Origin of the sequence: Dickeya fangzhongdai (assembly GCF_002812485.1) — a bacterium.
Taxonomy (GTDB): domain Bacteria; phylum Pseudomonadota; class Gammaproteobacteria; order Enterobacterales; family Enterobacteriaceae; genus Dickeya; species Dickeya fangzhongdai.
Map to the genome: position 1 here is coordinate 818312 of NZ_CP025003.1, position 18542 is coordinate 836853.

17 protein-coding genes are annotated in these 18542 nt (G+C 56.8%); 11 read left to right on the forward strand and 6 right to left on the reverse strand.

The window, feature by feature from the left end:
* The first annotated feature begins 119 nt into the window (after nt 1-119).
* The 8 genes from CVE23_RS03900 to CVE23_RS03930 all read left to right on the forward strand — a co-directional run bounded on the left by CVE23_RS03900 (nt 120) and on the right by CVE23_RS03930 (nt 8926).
* Nucleotides 120-1247, forward strand: coding sequence for an efflux RND transporter periplasmic adaptor subunit (locus tag CVE23_RS03900; protein WP_167389538.1), 1128 nt, complete (start codon nt 120-122; stop codon nt 1245-1247).
* The gene (locus CVE23_RS03905; protein WP_049854557.1) at nt 1247-4327 is read left to right on the forward strand and encodes an efflux RND transporter permease subunit; all 3081 of its coding nucleotides are present in this window, start codon (nt 1247-1249) and stop codon (nt 4325-4327) included. The genes CVE23_RS03900 and CVE23_RS03905 overlap by 1 nt, the downstream gene beginning before the upstream one ends.
* Complete coding sequence (locus CVE23_RS03910) at nt 4324-5025, forward strand: heavy metal response regulator transcription factor (RefSeq protein WP_038917860.1); 702 nt, start codon at nt 4324-4326, stop codon at nt 5023-5025. Before CVE23_RS03905 ends, CVE23_RS03910 begins: the two co-directional genes overlap by 4 nt.
* Nucleotides 5009-6433 carry a heavy metal sensor histidine kinase gene (locus tag CVE23_RS03915; RefSeq protein ID WP_100848941.1) on the forward strand — a complete coding sequence of 475 codons (1425 nt, stop codon included), beginning with the start codon at nt 5009-5011 and terminating at the stop codon, nt 6431-6433. Before CVE23_RS03910 ends, CVE23_RS03915 begins: the two co-directional genes overlap by 17 nt.
* Nucleotides 6434-6508: 75 nt before the next feature.
* A complete protein-coding gene (locus CVE23_RS03920) occupies nt 6509-7087 on the forward strand; it encodes a class I SAM-dependent methyltransferase (RefSeq protein ID WP_038917862.1) in 579 nt (192 codons plus the stop codon).
* 137 nt (nt 7088-7224) lie between these two features.
* Complete coding sequence (locus CVE23_RS22645) at nt 7225-7449, forward strand: hypothetical protein (RefSeq protein ID WP_127353471.1); 225 nt, start codon at nt 7225-7227, stop codon at nt 7447-7449.
* A 149-nt stretch (nt 7450-7598) separates the two neighbouring features.
* Nucleotides 7599-8318, forward strand: a complete 720-nt coding sequence (locus CVE23_RS03925; protein ID WP_100848942.1) for a phosphatase PAP2 family protein — start codon at nt 7599-7601, stop codon at nt 8316-8318.
* Between the two features lie 230 nt (nt 8319-8548).
* Nucleotides 8549-8926, forward strand: coding sequence for a winged helix-turn-helix transcriptional regulator (locus CVE23_RS03930; protein ID WP_038917863.1), 378 nt, complete (start codon nt 8549-8551; stop codon nt 8924-8926).
* Nucleotides 8927-9116: 190 nt separating this feature from the next.
* Here CVE23_RS03930 and CVE23_RS03935 read toward each other — a convergent pair whose 3' ends face one another.
* Nucleotides 9117-11018, reverse strand: coding sequence for a polysaccharide biosynthesis protein (locus tag CVE23_RS03935; RefSeq protein ID WP_049854554.1), 1902 nt, complete (start codon nt 11016-11018; stop codon nt 9117-9119).
* Between the two features lie 155 nt (nt 11019-11173).
* Between CVE23_RS03935 and CVE23_RS03940 the strand changes: the two genes are divergently transcribed.
* Both CVE23_RS03940 and CVE23_RS03945 read left to right on the forward strand, forming a co-directional pair.
* Nucleotides 11174-12148, forward strand: a complete 975-nt coding sequence (locus CVE23_RS03940; protein ID WP_100848943.1) for an NAD-dependent epimerase/dehydratase family protein — start codon at nt 11174-11176, stop codon at nt 12146-12148.
* A gap of 9 nt (nt 12149-12157) precedes the next feature.
* Nucleotides 12158-12706 (forward strand): sugar transferase, encoded by a 549-nt coding sequence (locus tag CVE23_RS03945; protein WP_161130555.1) that lies wholly within the window; start codon nt 12158-12160, stop codon nt 12704-12706.
* Between the two features lie 60 nt (nt 12707-12766).
* Here CVE23_RS03945 and CVE23_RS03950 read toward each other — a convergent pair whose 3' ends face one another.
* The 5 genes from CVE23_RS03950 to CVE23_RS03970 are packed head-to-tail and all read right to left on the reverse strand — an operon-like array spanning nt 12767 to nt 17748.
* On the reverse strand, nt 12767-14089 hold the full coding sequence (locus CVE23_RS03950; protein ID WP_100848945.1) for an ABC transporter substrate-binding protein: 1323 nt from the start codon (nt 14087-14089) through the stop codon (nt 12767-12769).
* Nucleotides 14082-15167 (reverse strand): ABC transporter ATP-binding protein, encoded by a 1086-nt coding sequence (locus tag CVE23_RS03955; protein ID WP_100848946.1) that lies wholly within the window; start codon nt 15165-15167, stop codon nt 14082-14084. The genes CVE23_RS03950 and CVE23_RS03955 overlap by 8 nt, the downstream gene beginning before the upstream one ends.
* Nucleotides 15167-15988 (reverse strand): phosphodiesterase, encoded by an 822-nt coding sequence (locus CVE23_RS03960; protein ID WP_049854550.1) that lies wholly within the window; start codon nt 15986-15988, stop codon nt 15167-15169. The genes CVE23_RS03955 and CVE23_RS03960 overlap by 1 nt, the downstream gene beginning before the upstream one ends.
* A gap of 10 nt (nt 15989-15998) precedes the next feature.
* Entirely contained in the window at nt 15999-16886 is an 888-nt protein-coding gene (locus CVE23_RS03965) for a carbohydrate ABC transporter permease (RefSeq protein ID WP_042858712.1), read from the reverse strand.
* Nucleotides 16876-17748 carry a carbohydrate ABC transporter permease gene (locus CVE23_RS03970; protein ID WP_038662225.1) on the reverse strand — a complete coding sequence of 291 codons (873 nt, stop codon included), beginning with the start codon at nt 17746-17748 and terminating at the stop codon, nt 16876-16878. The genes CVE23_RS03965 and CVE23_RS03970 overlap by 11 nt, the downstream gene beginning before the upstream one ends.
* Before the next feature lie 231 nt (nt 17749-17979).
* Between CVE23_RS03970 and CVE23_RS03975 the strand changes: the two genes are divergently transcribed.
* Entirely contained in the window at nt 17980-18408 is a 429-nt protein-coding gene (locus CVE23_RS03975; RefSeq protein ID WP_038917874.1) for a TOBE domain-containing protein, read from the forward strand.
* The last annotated feature ends 134 nt before the right edge of the window (nt 18409-18542 follow it).

Sequence of the window (18542 nt, forward strand, 5' to 3'; positions counted from 1 at the left end):
ACAACAGTAGGCATATCCTGTCCTCACGGCTGAGATGACAAAATTGTCATCTGGGCAGCGCATTTCTGTCGGTTGGCGGTGGGTAGACTTGAGCTATTTCTTTCCGGGTGTTCATTGCCATGAAATTATTACGCTCAAGGCCGTTTATCGTTGCCAGCCTGATGGTTGGCGCCGTTATTCTCTATTTTCTGTATTCCCGCCAAAGCGCCGTTTCCGCCACTCCGCGCAGCGCGCCCGCTCCGCTGGTGAGCCTGGTGCCGGCGCAGGTCAAATCGCTGCCGCTGACGCTCGCCACGCAGGGGCATGTCGTCTCGCTAAATCAGGTCGATATCCAGTCGCAGATTACCGGAACCGTAAAATCGGTGGAGTTCAAAGAAGGGGATGTGGTGCATCAGGGACAACTGCTGTTCACGCTGGATGACAACACGCAGCAGACGGCCTTGCACCGGGCGGTGGCGTCGCAGGCGGAATCACGCTCGCTGCTGGATAAAGCGCAGCGGGATCTAAACCGCGGGCGGGCGCTGAAAGCGCAGAATTATATCTCGGCGTCCGACTGGGACGCGCTGCAAAGCGCGCGACAACAGTATGACGCGCAGTTCAACGCGGCGCGGGACGATATTCGCAGCGCGCAGGCGCAGCTTGGCTACACGCGCATTTACGCGCCGGTTAACGGCAAAACCGGCGCGCTGAACGTTCATCCGGGCAGCCTGGTGCAACCCGGCAGTTCGCTTCCCCTTGTCACCGTCAGCCAGTTCGACCCGATTGGCGTCTCTTTTACGCTGCCGGAAAAAGATCTCAACCCGGTGCTGGCCGCGCAGGCGCAAGGGCCGGTACGGGTATGGGTGAATAACGCCAAAGGGCAGGCGGTGGAAGGCATATTGGATTTTATTAATAACACCGTCAGCACCGAGTCCGGCACCATCGCGCTGAAGGCGCGGTTTAGCAACGCCGGTAATCTGCTGTGGCCGGGCGCGTATCAGGCGGTCAACATTGACGCGGGTGCGGAAAACGTGGTCGTGCTGCCGCCGCAGGCGATTCAGAACGGCCCGGACGGGCATTTCGTCTATCTCGTCGATAAACAACGTCAGGCGGTGATGCAGCCGGTGAACCTGTTGCGCATCCAGCAGCAGATGGCCGTGGTGGACGGCATATCGCAGGGTACCGATGTGGTGATTGAGGGCGCCAACAATTTGCGTCCCGGTATGAAAGTCGCCGTGGCGAAAAAAGATGCGGCAGGGCAGAACTGATGAAACTCGCCGAACTGTGCCTGTCCCGCCCCATTGCCGTGATGCTGCTATGGCTGTCGGTGATCGTCACCGGGGTCATCTGCTGGACGAAACTGCCCGTGGCGGCATTGCCGTCGTTTGATATGCCCACCATCAGGGTGAGCGCATCGCTTTCCGGAGCCAGCCCGGAAACGATGGCGTCGTCGGTCGCCACGCCGCTGGAGAAGAACCTGTCCACGATCCCCGGTTTGTCGATGCTGACCTCGACCAGTTTGCAGGGGGCGACCACCATCGTGCTGGAGTTCGACCCGTCCGTGAACATCGACGCGGCCGCCGTTGACGTGCAGTCGGCGCTCTACCAGACGATGAAAAAGCTGCCGTCGCAGATGACGACGCCGCCCTCGTTTCGCAAGGTGAACCCGGCGGACGCGCCCATCGCGGCGATTGGCATCGACTCGCCATCCATGACGCTTTCCGATCTCAACCGTTTCACCGATAACCTGATTTCCCCCGCGCTATCGACCATTAAAGGTGTGGCGGAGGTGAATGTGATCGGCCAGAAACGCTATGCGGTGCGGGTGGAAATCGACCCCGACAGGCTGGCGGCGACCGATATGACGTTGTCTGAAGTGCAGACGGCGCTGAAGGCCGCCAATGCGAATTCGCCCATCGGCGAGCTGGACGGCAAGCGTCAGATGATGATGCTGCAAACCCGCGGCGATCTGATGAAGGCGGCGGATTTCGCCAACGTGATTATCGCTACGCGTAACGGGCAGCCGGTACGGCTGTCGGATGTCGCCAGCGTGCAGGACAGCATCGAAAATGCCCTAAGCTATAGCGCGGTCAACGGGCATACCGCGATTGTATTGAGCATCAACCGCCAGCCGGGGGCGAATATCGTGGCGACGCTCGACGCCATCAACCAACTGCTGCCCAAATTGCAGGCGCAGATGCCGCCGTCGGTACAAATGAAGCTGCTGAACGATCGTTCAATCTCGATTCGTCAGGCGATTCATGATGTGAATCTCACCCTGATGCTGACCATCGCGCTGGTGGTGCTGGTGATTCTGCTTTTCTTGCGCCATTTCCGCGCCACGCTGATCCCGGCGCTCAGCGTGCCGGTGTCCCTGCTGGGCGCTTTTGCGCTGATGTACCTGCTCGGGATGAGCCTCGACAATATCTCGCTGATGGGGCTGACGATTGCCGTGGGGCTGGTGGTTGACGACGCCATTGTGGTGCTGGAGAACATCATGCGCTACATGGAGGAGGGCGAGTCGCCCTGGCGGGCGGCGCTGCTCGGGGTCAGAGAGGTGGCGTTTACCGTGGTGTCGATTTCGCTGTCGCTGGTGGCGGTGTTTATCCCCATTTTCTTTATGCCCGGCACGTTGGGGCTACTGTTCCATGAATTCGCCTGGGTGGTGTCGCTGGCGATACTGGTATCGGCGGCGGCGTCGCTGACGGTGATTCCGCTGCTGGTGCCGATGCTGATCAAGCATCAGGAACATCCGGCGCCGGAGCCGGCCTGGAGCCAGCTATTTGAACGCGGGTTTGAATCCCTGCGCCGCGGGTATGGTAACGCGCTCGACTGGGCCATCGGGCATCGCTGGGTGATGGTGCTCACCGCGCTGGCGACGGTATTACTCAGCGTTTTACTGTACTGGAGTGCGCCCAAAGGTTTTTTTCCGCAGGAAGATCTCGGCCAGGTGACGGCGAATATTGATACGCCGCAGGATATGTCCTACGAAGGGCGGTTGAAGGTGGCGCAGCAGTTGGGCAATACCCTGCTACAGGACCCGGCCGTCAGCGATATGGTGACCAAAGTCGACCATGACACCACGCAACTGATGCTGACGCTAAAAGACAGCGCGCAGCGGCCGCCGATGGCGCAGGTGTTGCAGAAAATGCGCGCCGAAACGCGCTATCTGCCGGGGATTACCGTGTTTTACAGCCCGGTGCAGAACCTGAAAGTCGGCGGGCGTTCGTCAAAAAGCAACTACCAGTACACGCTACAGTCGGTGAACAGCGGCGATGGACTATCGTTAAATGACTGGGCGAACAGGCTGATGGACGGAATGAAAAAAACCGGCGTTTTCGTGGGCGTGAACAGCGACGCGCAGCTGAACGGTTTGCAGGCGCAGTTGCAGATTGACCGCAACAAAGCGTCGCTGATGGGCGTGGATATCGATCAGATCCGCAGCAACCTGTACGCCGCCTTCGGGACGCAGCAGGCATCGACCATTTACGCGCCGGAAGACAGCTATCAGGTCATCATGGAGGTTAACAGCGCCTTTAGGCAGAATGAAAGCGACCTGTCGAAAATCTATGTCCGCTCGTCGGCGAACACCTTGCTGCCGGTGACGACCTTTACCCACATCACGCGTTCACAGGGGGTGACGGCGGTAAACCATCAGGGGCAGTTGCCGGCGATCACCGTTTCGTTCGATCTGGCGCCCGGGAAATCGCTTTCCGACGCCACCAACGCGATCGCGCAGGTACAGCAGGCTATCCAGATGCCTAATTCGGTTATCGGCAGCTACGCGGGACAGGCGGCGCTCTACCAGCAGTCCCAGACCAGTCAGGTCTGGCTGATTGTGATGGCGCTGGCGGTGATTTACGTCATTCTGGGCGTATTGTATGAAAGCTGGATCCATCCGCTGACTATCCTGCTGGGGCTGCCGTCCGCCGCGGTGGGCGCGCTGCTGGCGTTGCGGCTGATGAATCTGGATCTGACGTTTATCGCCATGATCGGCATTCTGTTGCTGATTGGCATCGTGAAAAAGAACGCCATCATGATGATCGATTTCGCTCTTGTCGCACAGCGGACGCGGGGTCTGTCGCCCCATGACGCCATTATACAGGCGTGCATGCAGCGCTTTCGGCCGATCATGATGACGACGCTGTGCGCCATGATGGGGGCGCTGCCCATCGCCTTTGGCTGGGGCGCCGGGGCCGAGCTGCGTCAGCCGATGGGCGTGGCGGTGGTAGGCGGGTTGCTGTTCTCGCAGCTGATTACGCTGTTTATTACCCCCGTTCTGTATCTGCTGTTTGATCGGCCAAACGTTGAAATGGCGACGATGGCGCATCCGGTGGAGGAACAATGAGACTATTGCTGGTAGAAGACCAAACCATGGCGGCGGATTACATCTCCAAAGGGCTCAAGGAGAATGATTTTGTGGTCGATGTCGCCCACGATGGCGTGGATGGCCTGCACTATCTGCTGACCAACGATTATGATCTGGCGATCCTCGACGTCATGCTGCCCGGTATGAACGGCTGGAAGATCCTGGAGCTGGCGCGTCAGGCCGGGAAATTGACCCCCGTCATGTTCCTGACGGCGCGCGACGAGGTGGAAGACCGGGTGCGTGGTCTGGAATTGGGGGCGGAAGATTATCTGATCAAACCCTTTTCCTTTAGCGAGCTGTTGGCGCGGGTGCGCGTCATTATGCGGCGGCAGGCGGTACATGCGCCGGCGGTGGAGGAGTCCGTTCTGCAAATCAGCAACTTGCAGCTGGATTTTCTTAAACATCGCGTGTCGCGCGGTGGAAAACGCATCGAGCTGACGCAAAAAGAGTTTTTGCTGTTGAGCCTGCTGATGCGCCGCAGCGGCGAAGTGCTGTCGCGCACCGTGCTGGCGGAGCAGGTCTGGGACATGAATTTTGACCCAGAAACGAACGTCATTGACGTGGCGATTCGCCGGCTGCGCAGCAAAATCGACGATGGCTATGAGATCAAACTGCTGCACACCATCCGCGGCGCCGGATATGTACTGGAAGTGAGAAACGATGCTGATACCGCGTAATTTTCCGATCACCCTGAGGCTGACGCTTTATTTTTCCCTCGCCATGAGTCTGGTGCTGTACAGCGTTTCGGGGCTGCTGTACTCCACGATGCGCAACCAGCTTAGCCAGAAGGATGAAGATGAACTGCGCAGTACGCTGCGCTTTCAGCAGGAAATCGCCGCTACCATCAGCGAACGTCAGGGACCGAAAGACCTTTGGCAGCAGGAGCTGTTCGAGTTCGTCGCCCGTCAGGAACGCCTTTCGCTCAGGATCATCAGCCCGGACGGCAAAGTCTGGGCGCAGTCGAAAAATATGCGCGTCCCGCAGCAGGATTTCCCCGCGCCATCCAGCGAATTTCGCTACAGCGCGTGGCGCTATCGCGCGCACGAAGCCAGCGAAAAATACCTGATCGCCTCGACCGATTTCGTCCTCAAGGATAACCAGCCGTGGCTGGTGCAGGCGGCGCTGAACGTCTCAAAGAACAATGAAATCATTGAAGATTATTGGAAGCGCATGCAGATTGCCGTGGCGCTGTCCATCGTCATTTTTTCCGCCATTGGCTACTGGCTGGCCCGCAAAGGGCTGCTGCCGCTGCGGACGATGAGCCGGGAAATCGAACATATCCACGCGGAAGATTTGCACACCCGCCTGTCCACACAGCGCTGGCCGTCGGAGTTGAATACGCTGGCCGCCTCGTTCGACGGCATGATGACCCGCCTGGAGGCATCGTTTAAGCAGTTGAGTCGCTTTTCATCGGATATCGCCCATGAGTTGCGCGGCCCAATCAACAATTTGATTTCGGCGGCGAGCGTGACGCAAAGCAAGGCGCGCAGTCAGGATGAGTACCGCGAAACGCTGGCGGCGATTGTGGAGGAAGGGGAGCGGCTGTCGCGCATGATTTCATCCATGTTGTTTCTGGCCCGTGCGGATAACAGCCGCGAGCCGCTCAACGTGGAACAGCTGAACAGCGCAACCGAATTCGCCCGGTTGATCAATTTCTACGATATTCTCGCGGAAGAAAAGAATATCGACTTGTCGAGCGAAGGCGACGTCGTTTTCTATGCCGATCCCATTCATTTGCAGCGCGCGCTGGCGAATCTGCTGTCCAATGCGCTGCGCCATACGCCGCCCGGCGGGAGGATTTTGTTGAGCGCGGTGAACTACAACGGCAAGGCCTGTCTGAGCGTTATTGATAACGGCGAAGGCATCAGCGCGGATCATTTGCCGCATATCTTCGACCGTTTCTATCGGGTGGATGACGCCCGCAGCAACGCGGAAAACACCGGCTTAGGGCTGGCGCTGGTGAAAACCATCGCCGAGATGCACGGCGGCAAAATCCAGGTGGCGAGCGAGGAAGGGAAGGGAAGTTGTTTTACGCTGGTGCTGCCGACGCGCAAGGAAGACATCGCCAACCTGACAAAATTGTAATTTATGCGTTGAGCCTGGGTCATCATGACGCACTGATAATAGACCCTATTATCATACAGGAGGCTGGTTCAGACTATGATTCAGAATAGGCAAAACACCGCGTTGTCTCGCGCTCAACTGAAAAATTATTTTTCATATGTCCGGCAGTTTATTGCCGCGCCGCGCTCGGTAGGCTCCGTTATTCCGTCATCCGCCACGCTGTGCCGCGCGATGATGAACCAGGTAGACTGGTGTACGAATCTTTCTATCGCTGAACTTGGCGCGGCGAACGGCGTATTGACCAAAGGCATTCTTGAGCGAATGCGCGCCGACGCGGTGCTGGATGCGTATGAAATTAATCCGGGGTTCGTTAATCAGCTACAAAAGATTGGAGATAAACGGCTGAATGTCGTCGCTGCATCGGCAGAAACACTCATTAATCGTTATGATATTGTTTTTTCCTGCCTGCCGCTGTTGTCGATGCCCACCAGAATTACCGTGCGCATTCTGAATCAGATTCGTAAATGCATGGCGCCGCACAGTACGTTTGTTCAGTTTCAATATAGTCCGCTGTCGGAGAAATTATTGTCGCATTATTTTAACTGGCAGCGGATTGTCGTGGTGAAAAACGTTCCGCCCGCGCTGGTCTACGTCTGTACGCTGCGGGAAGAATAACGCATTTCTTTGCTGTTCCCTGTGTTCGATACGATATCGCCGTGCTGTTTCCGCACAGCCTCACATCGCCTGCGGCGATATATTATCCCGGCAGGCGGAGAATATCGGTTTTTTCAGTCCTGTAGCGAGGAGGTCGGATGAAAGTAAATATTTTATACATAATGCTGGCGGCGGCGTCGTTTTTTCTTATCGAGCAAAGCCCTGCCCAGGCGAGTGTAAATAAAGTGGGAAATACATGGATACTTTCTCCGGCGGCCTGGTATCCCCATACGGATACGACACCCGAAAATCATCCGTTCGATATTAATAAAAACTCAACGGGAAATAATGACTTTCCCCATCGGTTATCTACCGATAAATAAGGTGAGAAATAAACAGAATCCCCGTTGTTATTGCTAATCAATAACAGTGGATAAATCCTGACTCCGGCGACGTGATGCTGCCCGGAACAGGTGTTTTATCGTATTTCAACAGCGGCTGATAGTACGCTAAAAAAAGAGATGTTCGTGTAATGAAAAAACAACCGAAAGTATTCACCGGAATAGGCGTTTGCCTGGCTGCGTTATTGGCGGTGCCCTGTATCGCATGGATGGCGGGCTGGCAGTGGAATCCGGATGCGCCGTCCCGGCTGCTGGCCTTTTTTTATTTTCTGACGCAAACGGTGAGTAATCCGTTCGGTATTATCACGGCGCTGTTTTTACTGGGTGTGCTGCTATGGGTGTTAAAACCCGCGAAGACGCTCGTCTGGCGATGTGCTTTGTTGATTATCGCGCCCATTTTGCTGGGACAAGTGTCCGTTGGCGTACTGAAGCGATGCGTACAGGAGCCGCGGCCGTTTGTGGCGTGGTTAAGCCACAACCAGCCAGCGGAAATTCACCGTTTCTACAATCTGGATACCGATAAACGCCGCCGCATCGTATTTGACGGCCTTAAAGACCATGCCACGATGCCTGTCTGGCAAAAAGCCCACTGGGCGGAGCAAACCAGCTATTCATTTCCTTCCGGTCACTCTATTTTCGCCGCCGCCTGGGCCATGCTCGGGGTCGGGTTACTGTGGCCGCGGCGGCGTTTTATCGGCGCGGTGGCGCTGATCGCCTGGGCCGCCGGCGTGCTGGCAAGCCGTCTCCTGCTTGGCATGCACTGGCCGGTCGACTTGCTTGGATCGACAGGGCTGGCTCTGATCCTGACGTATCCTTCGATCAAGATGATCAACCGTACTGTTCCGGTTTGAACGACCCGCGCATCGACGGGGTATCCATCGGATAGACCGGTTCAGATCAGTCACTGGCTGAGCGCGGCATAACCGTATGTGCCGCATACCTTGAGGCGCCTGAACAACGCGACATGCTATTAACAGTTTCAAAAATAAACCAGCTCCCAAAAGGAAACAAAATGCAGTATGGTTATGCAGGTATGAAATAGAAACTCATCAACGGCAGCAGATGGAGCAGAGGTAACAAGATGCCTGAATTCAATGTCTACAGCAAAACCTGTCCGGCGCGCGTGGTGCTGGATCGTTTGTCCAATAAGTGGTCGCTGTTGATTCTGGATCGTCTGGCGTGCGAGCCGGTACGATTTAATCAATTAAGACGTGACATTGAAGGCGTATCGCAGAAGGTGTTGTCGCAGACGCTGAAGCATCTGGAGCGCGATGGCATGATCCGTCGGCAGGTGTTCGCCACGGTGCCGGTGACGGTGGAGTATTCGATTACCTCGCTGGGTAAGACGCTGGTCAAGACCGTACACGAACTGACCCACTGGGCAGAGAGCAATATTGATGAAGTCATGCTCGCCCAGCAGCGCTACGACGAGCTTAATTCGGCTTCCACGGCGGCATAATCGTTTAATCGGTAGCGCTTCTCTATCCGACGATGAGGGCTGCGGTTTAATCCGACTGGCCTTTTGAAAAGGCGATGATGCCTGTCGTGATACATGCAATGTATCGGGAACAGGCAATCTCAGCGATTTACGGACGGGGGTTATTAAAAAGCCGCGGTATGAGGTCGGCCCCGGCCATTAATCATACCCGTTAATCCTTCTGCTCTTTATTATTCGCAATATTATTATTGGCGATGGGCGTATATCCCGTTGGCGCTTCCAGCAATATCTCCTTGATGTCGCCGACATCATAATCATGGCAACTCTTGTCGAGCTTTTGTAACAGTTGTTCCATTTCCTGCCAGCTCAGTCTTTCTTCCTGCGCGGTCATGATTCTGGGGTGGCTGGTGCCTTCTACATTTTCGCCAATCAACAATTCCTCGTAGAGCTTTTCTCCCGGGCGTAATCCCGTGAATTTAATAACGATATCGCCATCTTCGCCATAGCCTTCGATGCACCCTTTCATTCCCATCAGGTTGATCATTCTGCGCGCTAAATCGAGGATTTTAACCGGCTCCCCCATATCCAGAACAAAAACCTGGCCGTTAATCCCCATCGCGCCTGCCTGTATAACGAGTTGCGCCGCTTCAGGTATCAGCATGAAATAACGGGTAATGTCCGGATGGGTTACCGTAACCGGGCCTCCCTGACGAATCTGTTTTTTAAACAGCGGAACGACAGAGCCAGAGGAACCTAATACGTTGCCGAAACGGACCATGGTGAAGGTCGTCTGGCTTTGCCGTTCCGCCAGCGCTTGCAGAATCAGTTCTGCCATTCGCTTACTGGTCCCCATGATGTTGGTGGGGCGCACCGCTTTGTCGGTCGAAATCAGGGTGAAGTTGCGCACCCCTTCCTCTATTGCGGCTTCGGCGCAGGCCAGCGTGCCGAAGACATTATTGCGGATACCTTCGATGACATTGTCTTCCACCAACGGCACATGCTTGTAAGCCGCGGCATGATAAATGGTTTCTACCTGATGGGCCCGCATCAGCTTCTGGATCCGGTTTTGCTTTTGCACCGACCCCAGTGCGGCAACGATTTTGGTATCAAGCAGCAAACGTTTCTTGATGCCCTGAAGCTCCTGGTCGATGGTATAGAGGTTGTATTCATTCAGTTCAAACAGCACCAGCGTGCGGGGGTGCTGCGTCAGAATCTGGCGGCAGAGCTCTGAGCCGATGGAACCGCCAGCTCCGGTAACCATGACTGATTTGCCGGTAATGTTTTTAGACATCAGCTGCTTGTCGGGGCCTACCGCTTCACGTCCCAGCAAGTCCGCCACGTCCAAATCCCGTATTTCTGTCGCAACAGCCTTTCCGGCGGCAATGTCTTCGACCGAGGGTACGGATTGCACTTCAATCGGCCAGTGCGACAATTTTTCCAGCAATCTCAATCGCTGGCCTTTTTTGATGTTATTAATCGCCAGCAGCAGTTTTACCGGTTGATATAACGGTTTCAGTTTTTCGAATTCGCTACTGTGATGCACCTTGATGCCGCAGATGATTTGACCAATCTTTTTTTCGTCATCATCAAGCACCACCACCGGATGAAACTCGTCTCCCTGGATCAGGGAATAAAGCAGGTCACGCCCGGTTGCTCCCGCGCCATAGATAAAGACATTTGGCTTCTGACGTTTGTAATAGTGGTAATAAAACGTGCGAATGAGTACGCGAGGGCTGCCCAGCGCCAGCGTCGCCAGTCCGGCGTAGATAAAAGGGACGCTGCGCGGCACAAACGACTGAAAAAAGAAACTACTCAGCGCCAGGCTGATGGCCGACAGAATCACCGACAGAAAAACATACCCCATTGCCGGCAGCATCATGTAACGCAGCACGGCCCTGTACATACCGCAGCGAATAAATACCAAAAGCGTGATGGACAACGTGATCAGGACGCTGGCGATTTCAGCGTAACCCACAGGAAAATCCAAGGTGCCCAAACGAACGGCGACGGCCAGATAAAGTGAAACTACAATGGCGATCGCATCATAGAGCACCGTCATGATGCGTTTGTTTCTACGCTCAGTACTTAGCAAAAATGGAATGGGTTTAAACATCTGGGGCCTGAATGTCTGTGTGAGACGACAATTGGAGTAAATTAGGCGGACATTTTAGTGGTCCGACAACGTCTTGACCAGCTGTGAGAATCTCAATTTCTGGTATAGCGGGTACCAAGGTATTATCAGGTATTTTCCTGCGGAAGGTAACCATATTGAAAATCTTAGTAACGGGAAGCCGTGGGTTTATCGGGAAGCGGCTGGTCGCGCTGGCGGGCGAGCAAGGCATCGCCTGTGTTCTGCATTGCAGCGAGCGTGCAGAGGTATCCGATAGCCCGATGATTCGCGCCAATCTGACCGCCACGACCGACTGGACGCCGGCGCTGCAGGGTGTGGATGCGGTGGTACACTGCGCCGCCAGAGTGCATCAGATGCAGGACGGCGGTGATGCATTGGCGCTTTATCGGGAAACCAATGTGGCGGGGACGTTGCGACTGGCGCAGCAGGCCGCGGAAGCCGGCGTTAAACGGTTTGTCTTTCTGAGTTCCATCAAGGTGAATGGCGAAACCACTCAGCCTGGCCGGCCTTTTCAGCCCGATGTGGCGGTACCGCCCGCCGATCCTTACGGCGTGAGCAAATACGAGGCGGAGCAGGCGCTGATGCGTCTGGCGCAGGAAACCGGTCTTGAGGTGGTGATTATTCGCCCGCCGCTGGTGTATGGACCGGGCGTCAAAGCCAATTTCCGGGCGATGATGAACTGGACCAGCAAAGGCGTGCCGCTGCCGCTGGCGGCGGTTCATAACCAGCGCAGTCTGGTATTTGTGGACAACCTGGCCGACCTGATTCTGCTGAGTTTGCGCCATCCGCAGGCGCCGGGGCGGGTGTGGCTGGCGTCGGACGACCACGACGTCTCCACCGCCGATCTGCTGGCGGATATGGCGGCGGCGCTGGGGGTGAAAAACCGCTGTTGGCCGCTGCCGCCGTGGGTACTGAAAAGCGCCGCGGCCCTGCTGGGAAAATCCGCGGTGGCGGAGCGCCTGCTGGGTTCGCTGCAGGTGGATATCCGCGAAACCCGGCAACGGCTTGGCTGGCAGCCCGCCGTCCCTTATCATCAGGCGATTGCCATCACGGCGCGGGCGTTTCTGGCGGAAACGTCCGGCGTCTCCGAGTCCGAATCCAAAAAAGGTTGACCGATTATTATGCTGCGTGTTCTGGATGTATTACTGGCGCTGATTGGCTTGCTGTGTCTGTGGCCGGTGATGCTGATTGTTTATGTGTTGGGATTGTTTGATACCGGTTCGCCGGTTTTTATTCAGCAGCGGGTCGGCCGACATCAGCGCCCGTTTAACCTGATTAAGTTCCGCACGATGGCGGTGACGACCGAGTCAGTGGCGACGCACCTTGCCAGCCGCAGTGCCGTGACGCGGTTAGGCGCGTTTTTGCGTAAAACCAAGCTGGATGAGTTGCCTCAGTTGATTAATGTGCTGAGAGGGGAGATGAGCCTGGTGGGGCCGCGTCCTTGTCTGTTTAACCAACAGGAACTGATTGCCGAACGTCAGGCGCGCGGCGTATTTGATGTGTTGCCGGGGATTACCGGGCTGGCGCAGGTTAACGCTATCGATATGTCTACGCCGCAGAAACTGGCGGAGTGGGATCAACGCATGATTCAGACCCTATCGGTAAAACATTACTTCACTTATCTGGTGCAAACGGTGGTCGGCAAAGGTTCCGGCGATCGGGTGCGGTGAGAAAAAACGATGCCGGTCAAACCGGCATCGTAACTAACATCTCTTCATGGTGTGGAAGGATCACTTCACCGGGGCCAGCGCCGTCTGGTCCACGTAGGGTTTCATGATAGTGTCCGCTTCCTGCTGGGCGGCTTTGGCCGCCGCTTCCGGCGTGACTTTCTCGTCATTCACCACCGCGGCCAGCTGGTTTTCCATCGCTTTACGCACCGCTACGGTTTCATAGGTGGAGTACCACGGATGGGCATACTTCAACTGCTCCAGCGCGGTGGCGGCGCGCGGGTCTTTTTCCAGATAGGTTTTCATTTCCGGCGTGTCGTATGAGGCTTTGCGCGGCGAGAAATAGCCGGTGAAGCGGCTCCAGGCGCCGTTAACCTGCGGGCTGACCAGATAGCTCAGGAACTGGTAGGCGGCCTTTTTCTGCTCGTCGGAAATACCTTTGAAGCTTACCAGGCTGGCGCCGCCGATCGGTACCGCGCGCTGCTCTTTGGCGGGCAGCATCGCCACGCCCAGTTCAAAGTCTTTGGTGTTTTCACGCATAAAACCCAGCGCGCCGGTGCTCAGCATCGCCATGCCGAGTTTGCCGGAGAAGAACGCAGCGCTGATCTGCTTGGAATCCAGTACGCCGGACGGCATCACGTTGTCTTTGTAGATCAGGTTTTGCCAGAAGCGCAGCGCGCCGATGGTCGTCGGGGTGTTGTAGTAGACCTCGCCCGGATAGTCCTCGTTGAAGTAGTTGCCGCCGTTGGCGCGCACCAGCGAGGAGAAAATCCAGCCGCCGTAGTCGTCGTTGGTGGACGGCAGCATGATGCCCCACTGGCCTTTGCTCTGGTCGGTCAGCTTCCTGGCGTCTTCCAGCAGCGCCTGCCAGGTTTGCGGCGCCTGGGCGATGCCGGCTTTTTCGAACATCGTCTTGTTGTAATAGAGGATCGGCGTCGAGTTGTGGAACGGAATGGCGTACGTCACGCCCATCACCTGCGCGTTCTTGTGCATGGCCGGCCAGAATTCGTTGGTCAAAAACGTACCGGCTTTTTCGTTGCCGAATTTGAACAGTTCGTCCATCGGCAGGATTTCGTTTTTCAGCGCCAGATCGGTGGTGAAGTTGGCGGACATGATCACCAGCGCGGGCGGCTGGCCGGCTTTCTGCGCCGCTTCCGCTTTCATTTTGGTGGTGTCGTAGTTACCGGTGAAAATTCCCCTCACTTCCACATCCTGCTGGGAACTGTTGAATTCTTTGATGATGCGGGTCATTTCCATCGTCAGTTTGCCGTCCACCGGGGCCGGAAACATGAAATCGATGTTCTGTTTGGCCAGCGCCGAACCGGCGAAGGCCAGCGTGATGCCGAGGGTGAGCGCCTGTAACCGCTGTTTCAGGGGCTTATGCATGGGGGATCTCCTGGTATACGTTCTGCTGTGTATCAGCATGAAAAAGATGAACATCAAAAGGTGAAAAACCGAGGCTGACGGTATCGCCGACCATCGGGGCGTCGCCACGGTTTTTGCGGCTGTAGCGTAGTTCGCCAATCGGCGTGCTGATGTGCAGCAGATAGTCTGCGCCCATCAATTCTCGTTGCGTCACGGTGCCGGGCAGACGCAGCGTGTGCTGTTCGGTTTCCGGGGCATCGGTAAGGTGTTCCGGACGGATGCCGAAAATCACCTGCTGGAGCTGGCCGGCGTGCGGCGGCAGAGGAAGCGCTTGCTCACCCACCTGCACCGCGCCGCCTGCGCAAGACAGCGTAATAAGGTTCATGGCGGGCGAACCGATGAAACTCGCCACGAACCGGTTGGTCGGGAAGGCATACAACTGCTCCGGCGTGCCGACCTGCTGGACTTCGCCGTTGTTCATCACCACGATGCGATCCGCCATCGACATGGCTTCGGTCTGGTCGTGGGTGACGTAGACGGTGCTGGTTTTTAACTGCCGGTGCAGCGTCATGATGCCGTCGCGCACTTCGGTGCGCAGCCGGGCGTCCAGATTGGACAGCGGTTCATCCATCAGAAACAACCTGGGGTTGCGGACGATGGCGCGCGCCATCGCCACCCGCTGACGCTGGCCGCCGGACAGCTTGCCCGGTTTGCGGTCCAGCAGTTCGTCCAGTTGCAGCAACTGCGCCACTTTCTCCAGCCGGGGTTGCCAGCTCGCTTTCGGTTCATGGCGAATCTGCATGCCGAAGGTAATGTTGTCCTTCACCGTCAGGTGCGGAAACAGCGCGTAGTTCTGAAAAATCATCGCGAAGTTGCGCTCGCGCGGCGACCGGGCGGTGATGTCGTCGCCATCCAGCCAAATCTCGCCGTCGCTTACCGTTTCCAGTCCGGCCAGCAGGCGCAGCAGGGTGCTTTTGCCGCAGCCGGACGGCCCGACCAGCACCAGAAATTCGCCGTCGGCGATCTCCAGCGACAGCGAGCGCAGCGCCGGTTTGTCGTCAAATCGTTTGCTGACGTTGTGCAGTCGTAACGTAGCCATTAACGCTCATCCACCGGGCAACTGATGCTTTCGTTGTACAGCCACGGACCGGCGTAATGCGACAGCGGGTGCAGATAGCTGACCCACTGTTTGTCCACCAGACGGTGCATCAGGCAGGCCGGCGGCGACATGTCGTAGTAAGGGCGAGTGTCTTCGTGATAGTAGGGCACCTGATGGACCGTACCCGGCACGGTGGCGATGATCGCCTGACGGTACTGAGTCATGATCAGGCAGTGGTTATGCCCGCAGAAAATGCGCACCAGCGACGGAAAACGCTCCACCAGTTCCAGCAGGCGGTGGCCGTTTTCGCAGGCGATGCGGTCCATTTGCGCGGAGCCGAGGGCGAGCGGCGGGTGGTGCATAAACACGGCGGTGGGCTTGTCATCACGCATCAGTTGCGCTTCCAGCCAGGCCAGCGTCTCTTCCGTCAGCCAGCCTTTGGAGGTGCCGGCGCGGCTGGAGTCGATGAACAGCAACCGGGTGGCGAAATCGTCAATCGCGTAGCGCATATTCTGCGGGTCGTGGCCCAGTTGCGGGCACAACGGTTGCAGATACTCCAGAAAGTGGGTTTTGTCGTCGTGGTTGCCGGGGATGATGTACAGCGGGTAGGCCAGATTGCCCAGAATCTGGCGGGCCACCTGGTATTCCGACGGGCGACCGCAGTTGACGATATCGCCGCTAATCACCACTGCGTCCGGGCGTTCGGTCAGGGCGTTAAGCTGCGACACCACGTCGGCGTTGCCGGCGTTGATGTCGATGAAATCGTACAGTTTCTGCCCTGGGCTTCGAAAATGGGTGTCGGAAATTTGCGCTAACAGCATGAAAAACTCCTTATTTTATCCCTGAGAAACCAAAGCTTCTCAGGAACTGTTTTTGGAAAACGATAAACGCCAGCATCAGCGGCAGGCACACCATCAGCGTCCCGGCGCTGATCATTCCCCACTGGCCGCCGGATTCGGCACCCATGGCGAATGACACCAGCCCAACGGTCAGCACCTGTTTGTCCGGGTCGTTGAGCATCATCAGCGGCCACAAATACTCGTTCCAGTGATAGGTAATGCTGACGGTGGCGAACGCCAGAATGGAGGGCCAGGACATCGGCAGCAGCACGCGGAATAACACCTGCCACCAGCGGCAGCCCTCCATTAGCGCGGCTTCTTCAATCTCTTTGGGAATAGCCAGAAACGCCTGACGCATCAGAAATACGCCAAACGCCGAGGTGAAATAGGGCATCATCACGCCGGTCAGGGTATTGAGCAGGCCAAAGGCCTTCAGCGTCATCATATTGGGCACCATCATCACCACTGGCATGATCATCAACTGCACCAGAAACAGCAGGAATAGCGTCTGCTTGCCGCGAAACTCGTGGCAGGCGAAGACGTAACCGGCGGTGGTGATGGTCAGCAACTGGACGAAAAAGGTGCCGAAGGTAAAGAAAATGGTGTTGGCGTACAGGCTTATCCAGTCGGCGCTCTGCCAGGCGTCGCGGAAGTTATCCAGCGTCAGCGGCCAGCGCGGCAACAGCGACGCCATTCCCACGCCAAAGGTGGTGGCGCTGAATGCCGACGAGAGCATCCAGATAAACGGGCTTATCCACAGCAGCGCGGCGCAGATCATCAGCAGGCTCAGAGTCGCCCGGCGCGACTGGCGCCAGCGCAGCCATGCCGGCAAGGGCGCGCGGGTGGAACAGGCAACGGCGGGGGAGATCTCAACGCTCATAATGCGCCCCTTTCTCAAGCACTTTCAGGTTAATCAGCGAGAAAACGAACAGCCCCGCCAGCGTCAGGAAGGTAGCGGCCGAGGCTTTGCCGAGGTCGTGGGTGTCCCAGGCCAGGTTCTGGATGTAGTACAGCAACACGGTGGTGGCGTTGTCCGGCCCGCCGTGGGTCATCACCGCCACGTGGTCGATTTGGGTGATGGAGTAAATCAGCGCGGTGGTAATGACAAAACTCAGCGTTGGGCGCAGCAGCGGCAGCGTGACCCGGAAAAACACCTGCGTCGACGTGGCGCCTTCCATAATCGCGGCTTCGCGGGTGGACGGCGGGATGCTCTGCAAACCAGCCAGAAAGAACAGCATGTAGTAACCGGCGAATTTCCATACGCCAATCAGCGCAAGGGCGAGCAGCGCGCTGTTGCTGCGGCCCAGATAGTTGTTGTTCATCGGGCCGAACAGCTTGGCCAGATAGTAATCCAGCAGGCCGATGCCGGGCATGAAGATAAACAGCCACAGCGCGGCGGCGCTGACCATCGGGATGATCATCGGGAAAAAAAACGCGGTACGCAGCCAGCGGTTGACCGCGTGGTTTTCCCATAGCGCCACCGCCAGCAGCAGCGCCAGCACCACGCCGGGGATCACCGTCAGCAAAATATAGACCAGGTTATTGAGCAGCGCGCGCCAGAATACGGCGTCATTCAGCAGGCGAACCACGTTTCCCAAACCGACGAACGGCGCGTCTGCGCCCGCCATACGGGTATCGAACAGGCTGTCATAAACGGAGCGCAACAGTGGAAAGTAGGTGAACAAGAGTAGGAACAGCAAAGAAGGCGACAGAATCACCCAGGGGAGCCAGTTTTTTTGCATGGTGATAGTTTTCGCATGGTGATGGTTAATGCCAGTCAACGGGTTTCGTAAAACGGAAGGCATATGCTGCGCAGGGAATACTGCAAGGGCATGGCAGGCCGGTGACGATTTGGTGACGAAGGTTTCCATAAAATAAAACTGTTGCTGATGGCTTGTACTGCGGCGGGAAAAAGCGTTTGATGATCCATTAAACGCTTTTATGGTTATTTACCGATTTATCCAGGAGGTTCTATGTCCGTTTCTGCACGAAATCAACTTAGTGGAACAGTGGCCAGCGTGGCGGAAGGCGCGGTCAATAGCGAAGTGGTGCTAACGTTGGAAAGCGGCGAGCAACTGACTACCGTGATTACCCGCAGCAGCGTGACGACGCTCGGACTGGCGCCGGGTAAAGCGGCGCTGGCGTTGATTAAGGCGCCGTGGGTGATTCTGGCTTCGGCCGATTGCGGCCTGAACTTCTCCGCCCGTAATCAGTTCAGCGGTACGATTGATGACGTGGTCAAAGGCGCGGTACACGCCACGGTGCATATCACCACCGCCAAAGGTCTGAAATTGACTGCCAGCGTCACCAACGAAAGTGTGGAAGAGATGGGATTGCAGGCCGGATCGGCGGTGATCGCCCTGATCAAGGCTTCCAGCGTCATTCTGGCGACCCGCGCCTGACGGCGAGCGGCAACGACATTGACGCCGCACACAATCTTTACACTCGAATCCCTCCTTTATTCGGTGGATTTCGGGTAATCTGAGTCGCTTTTTAGCGGCAGAGACGTGCGGCATGCGCCGGACTGTACTTTGCC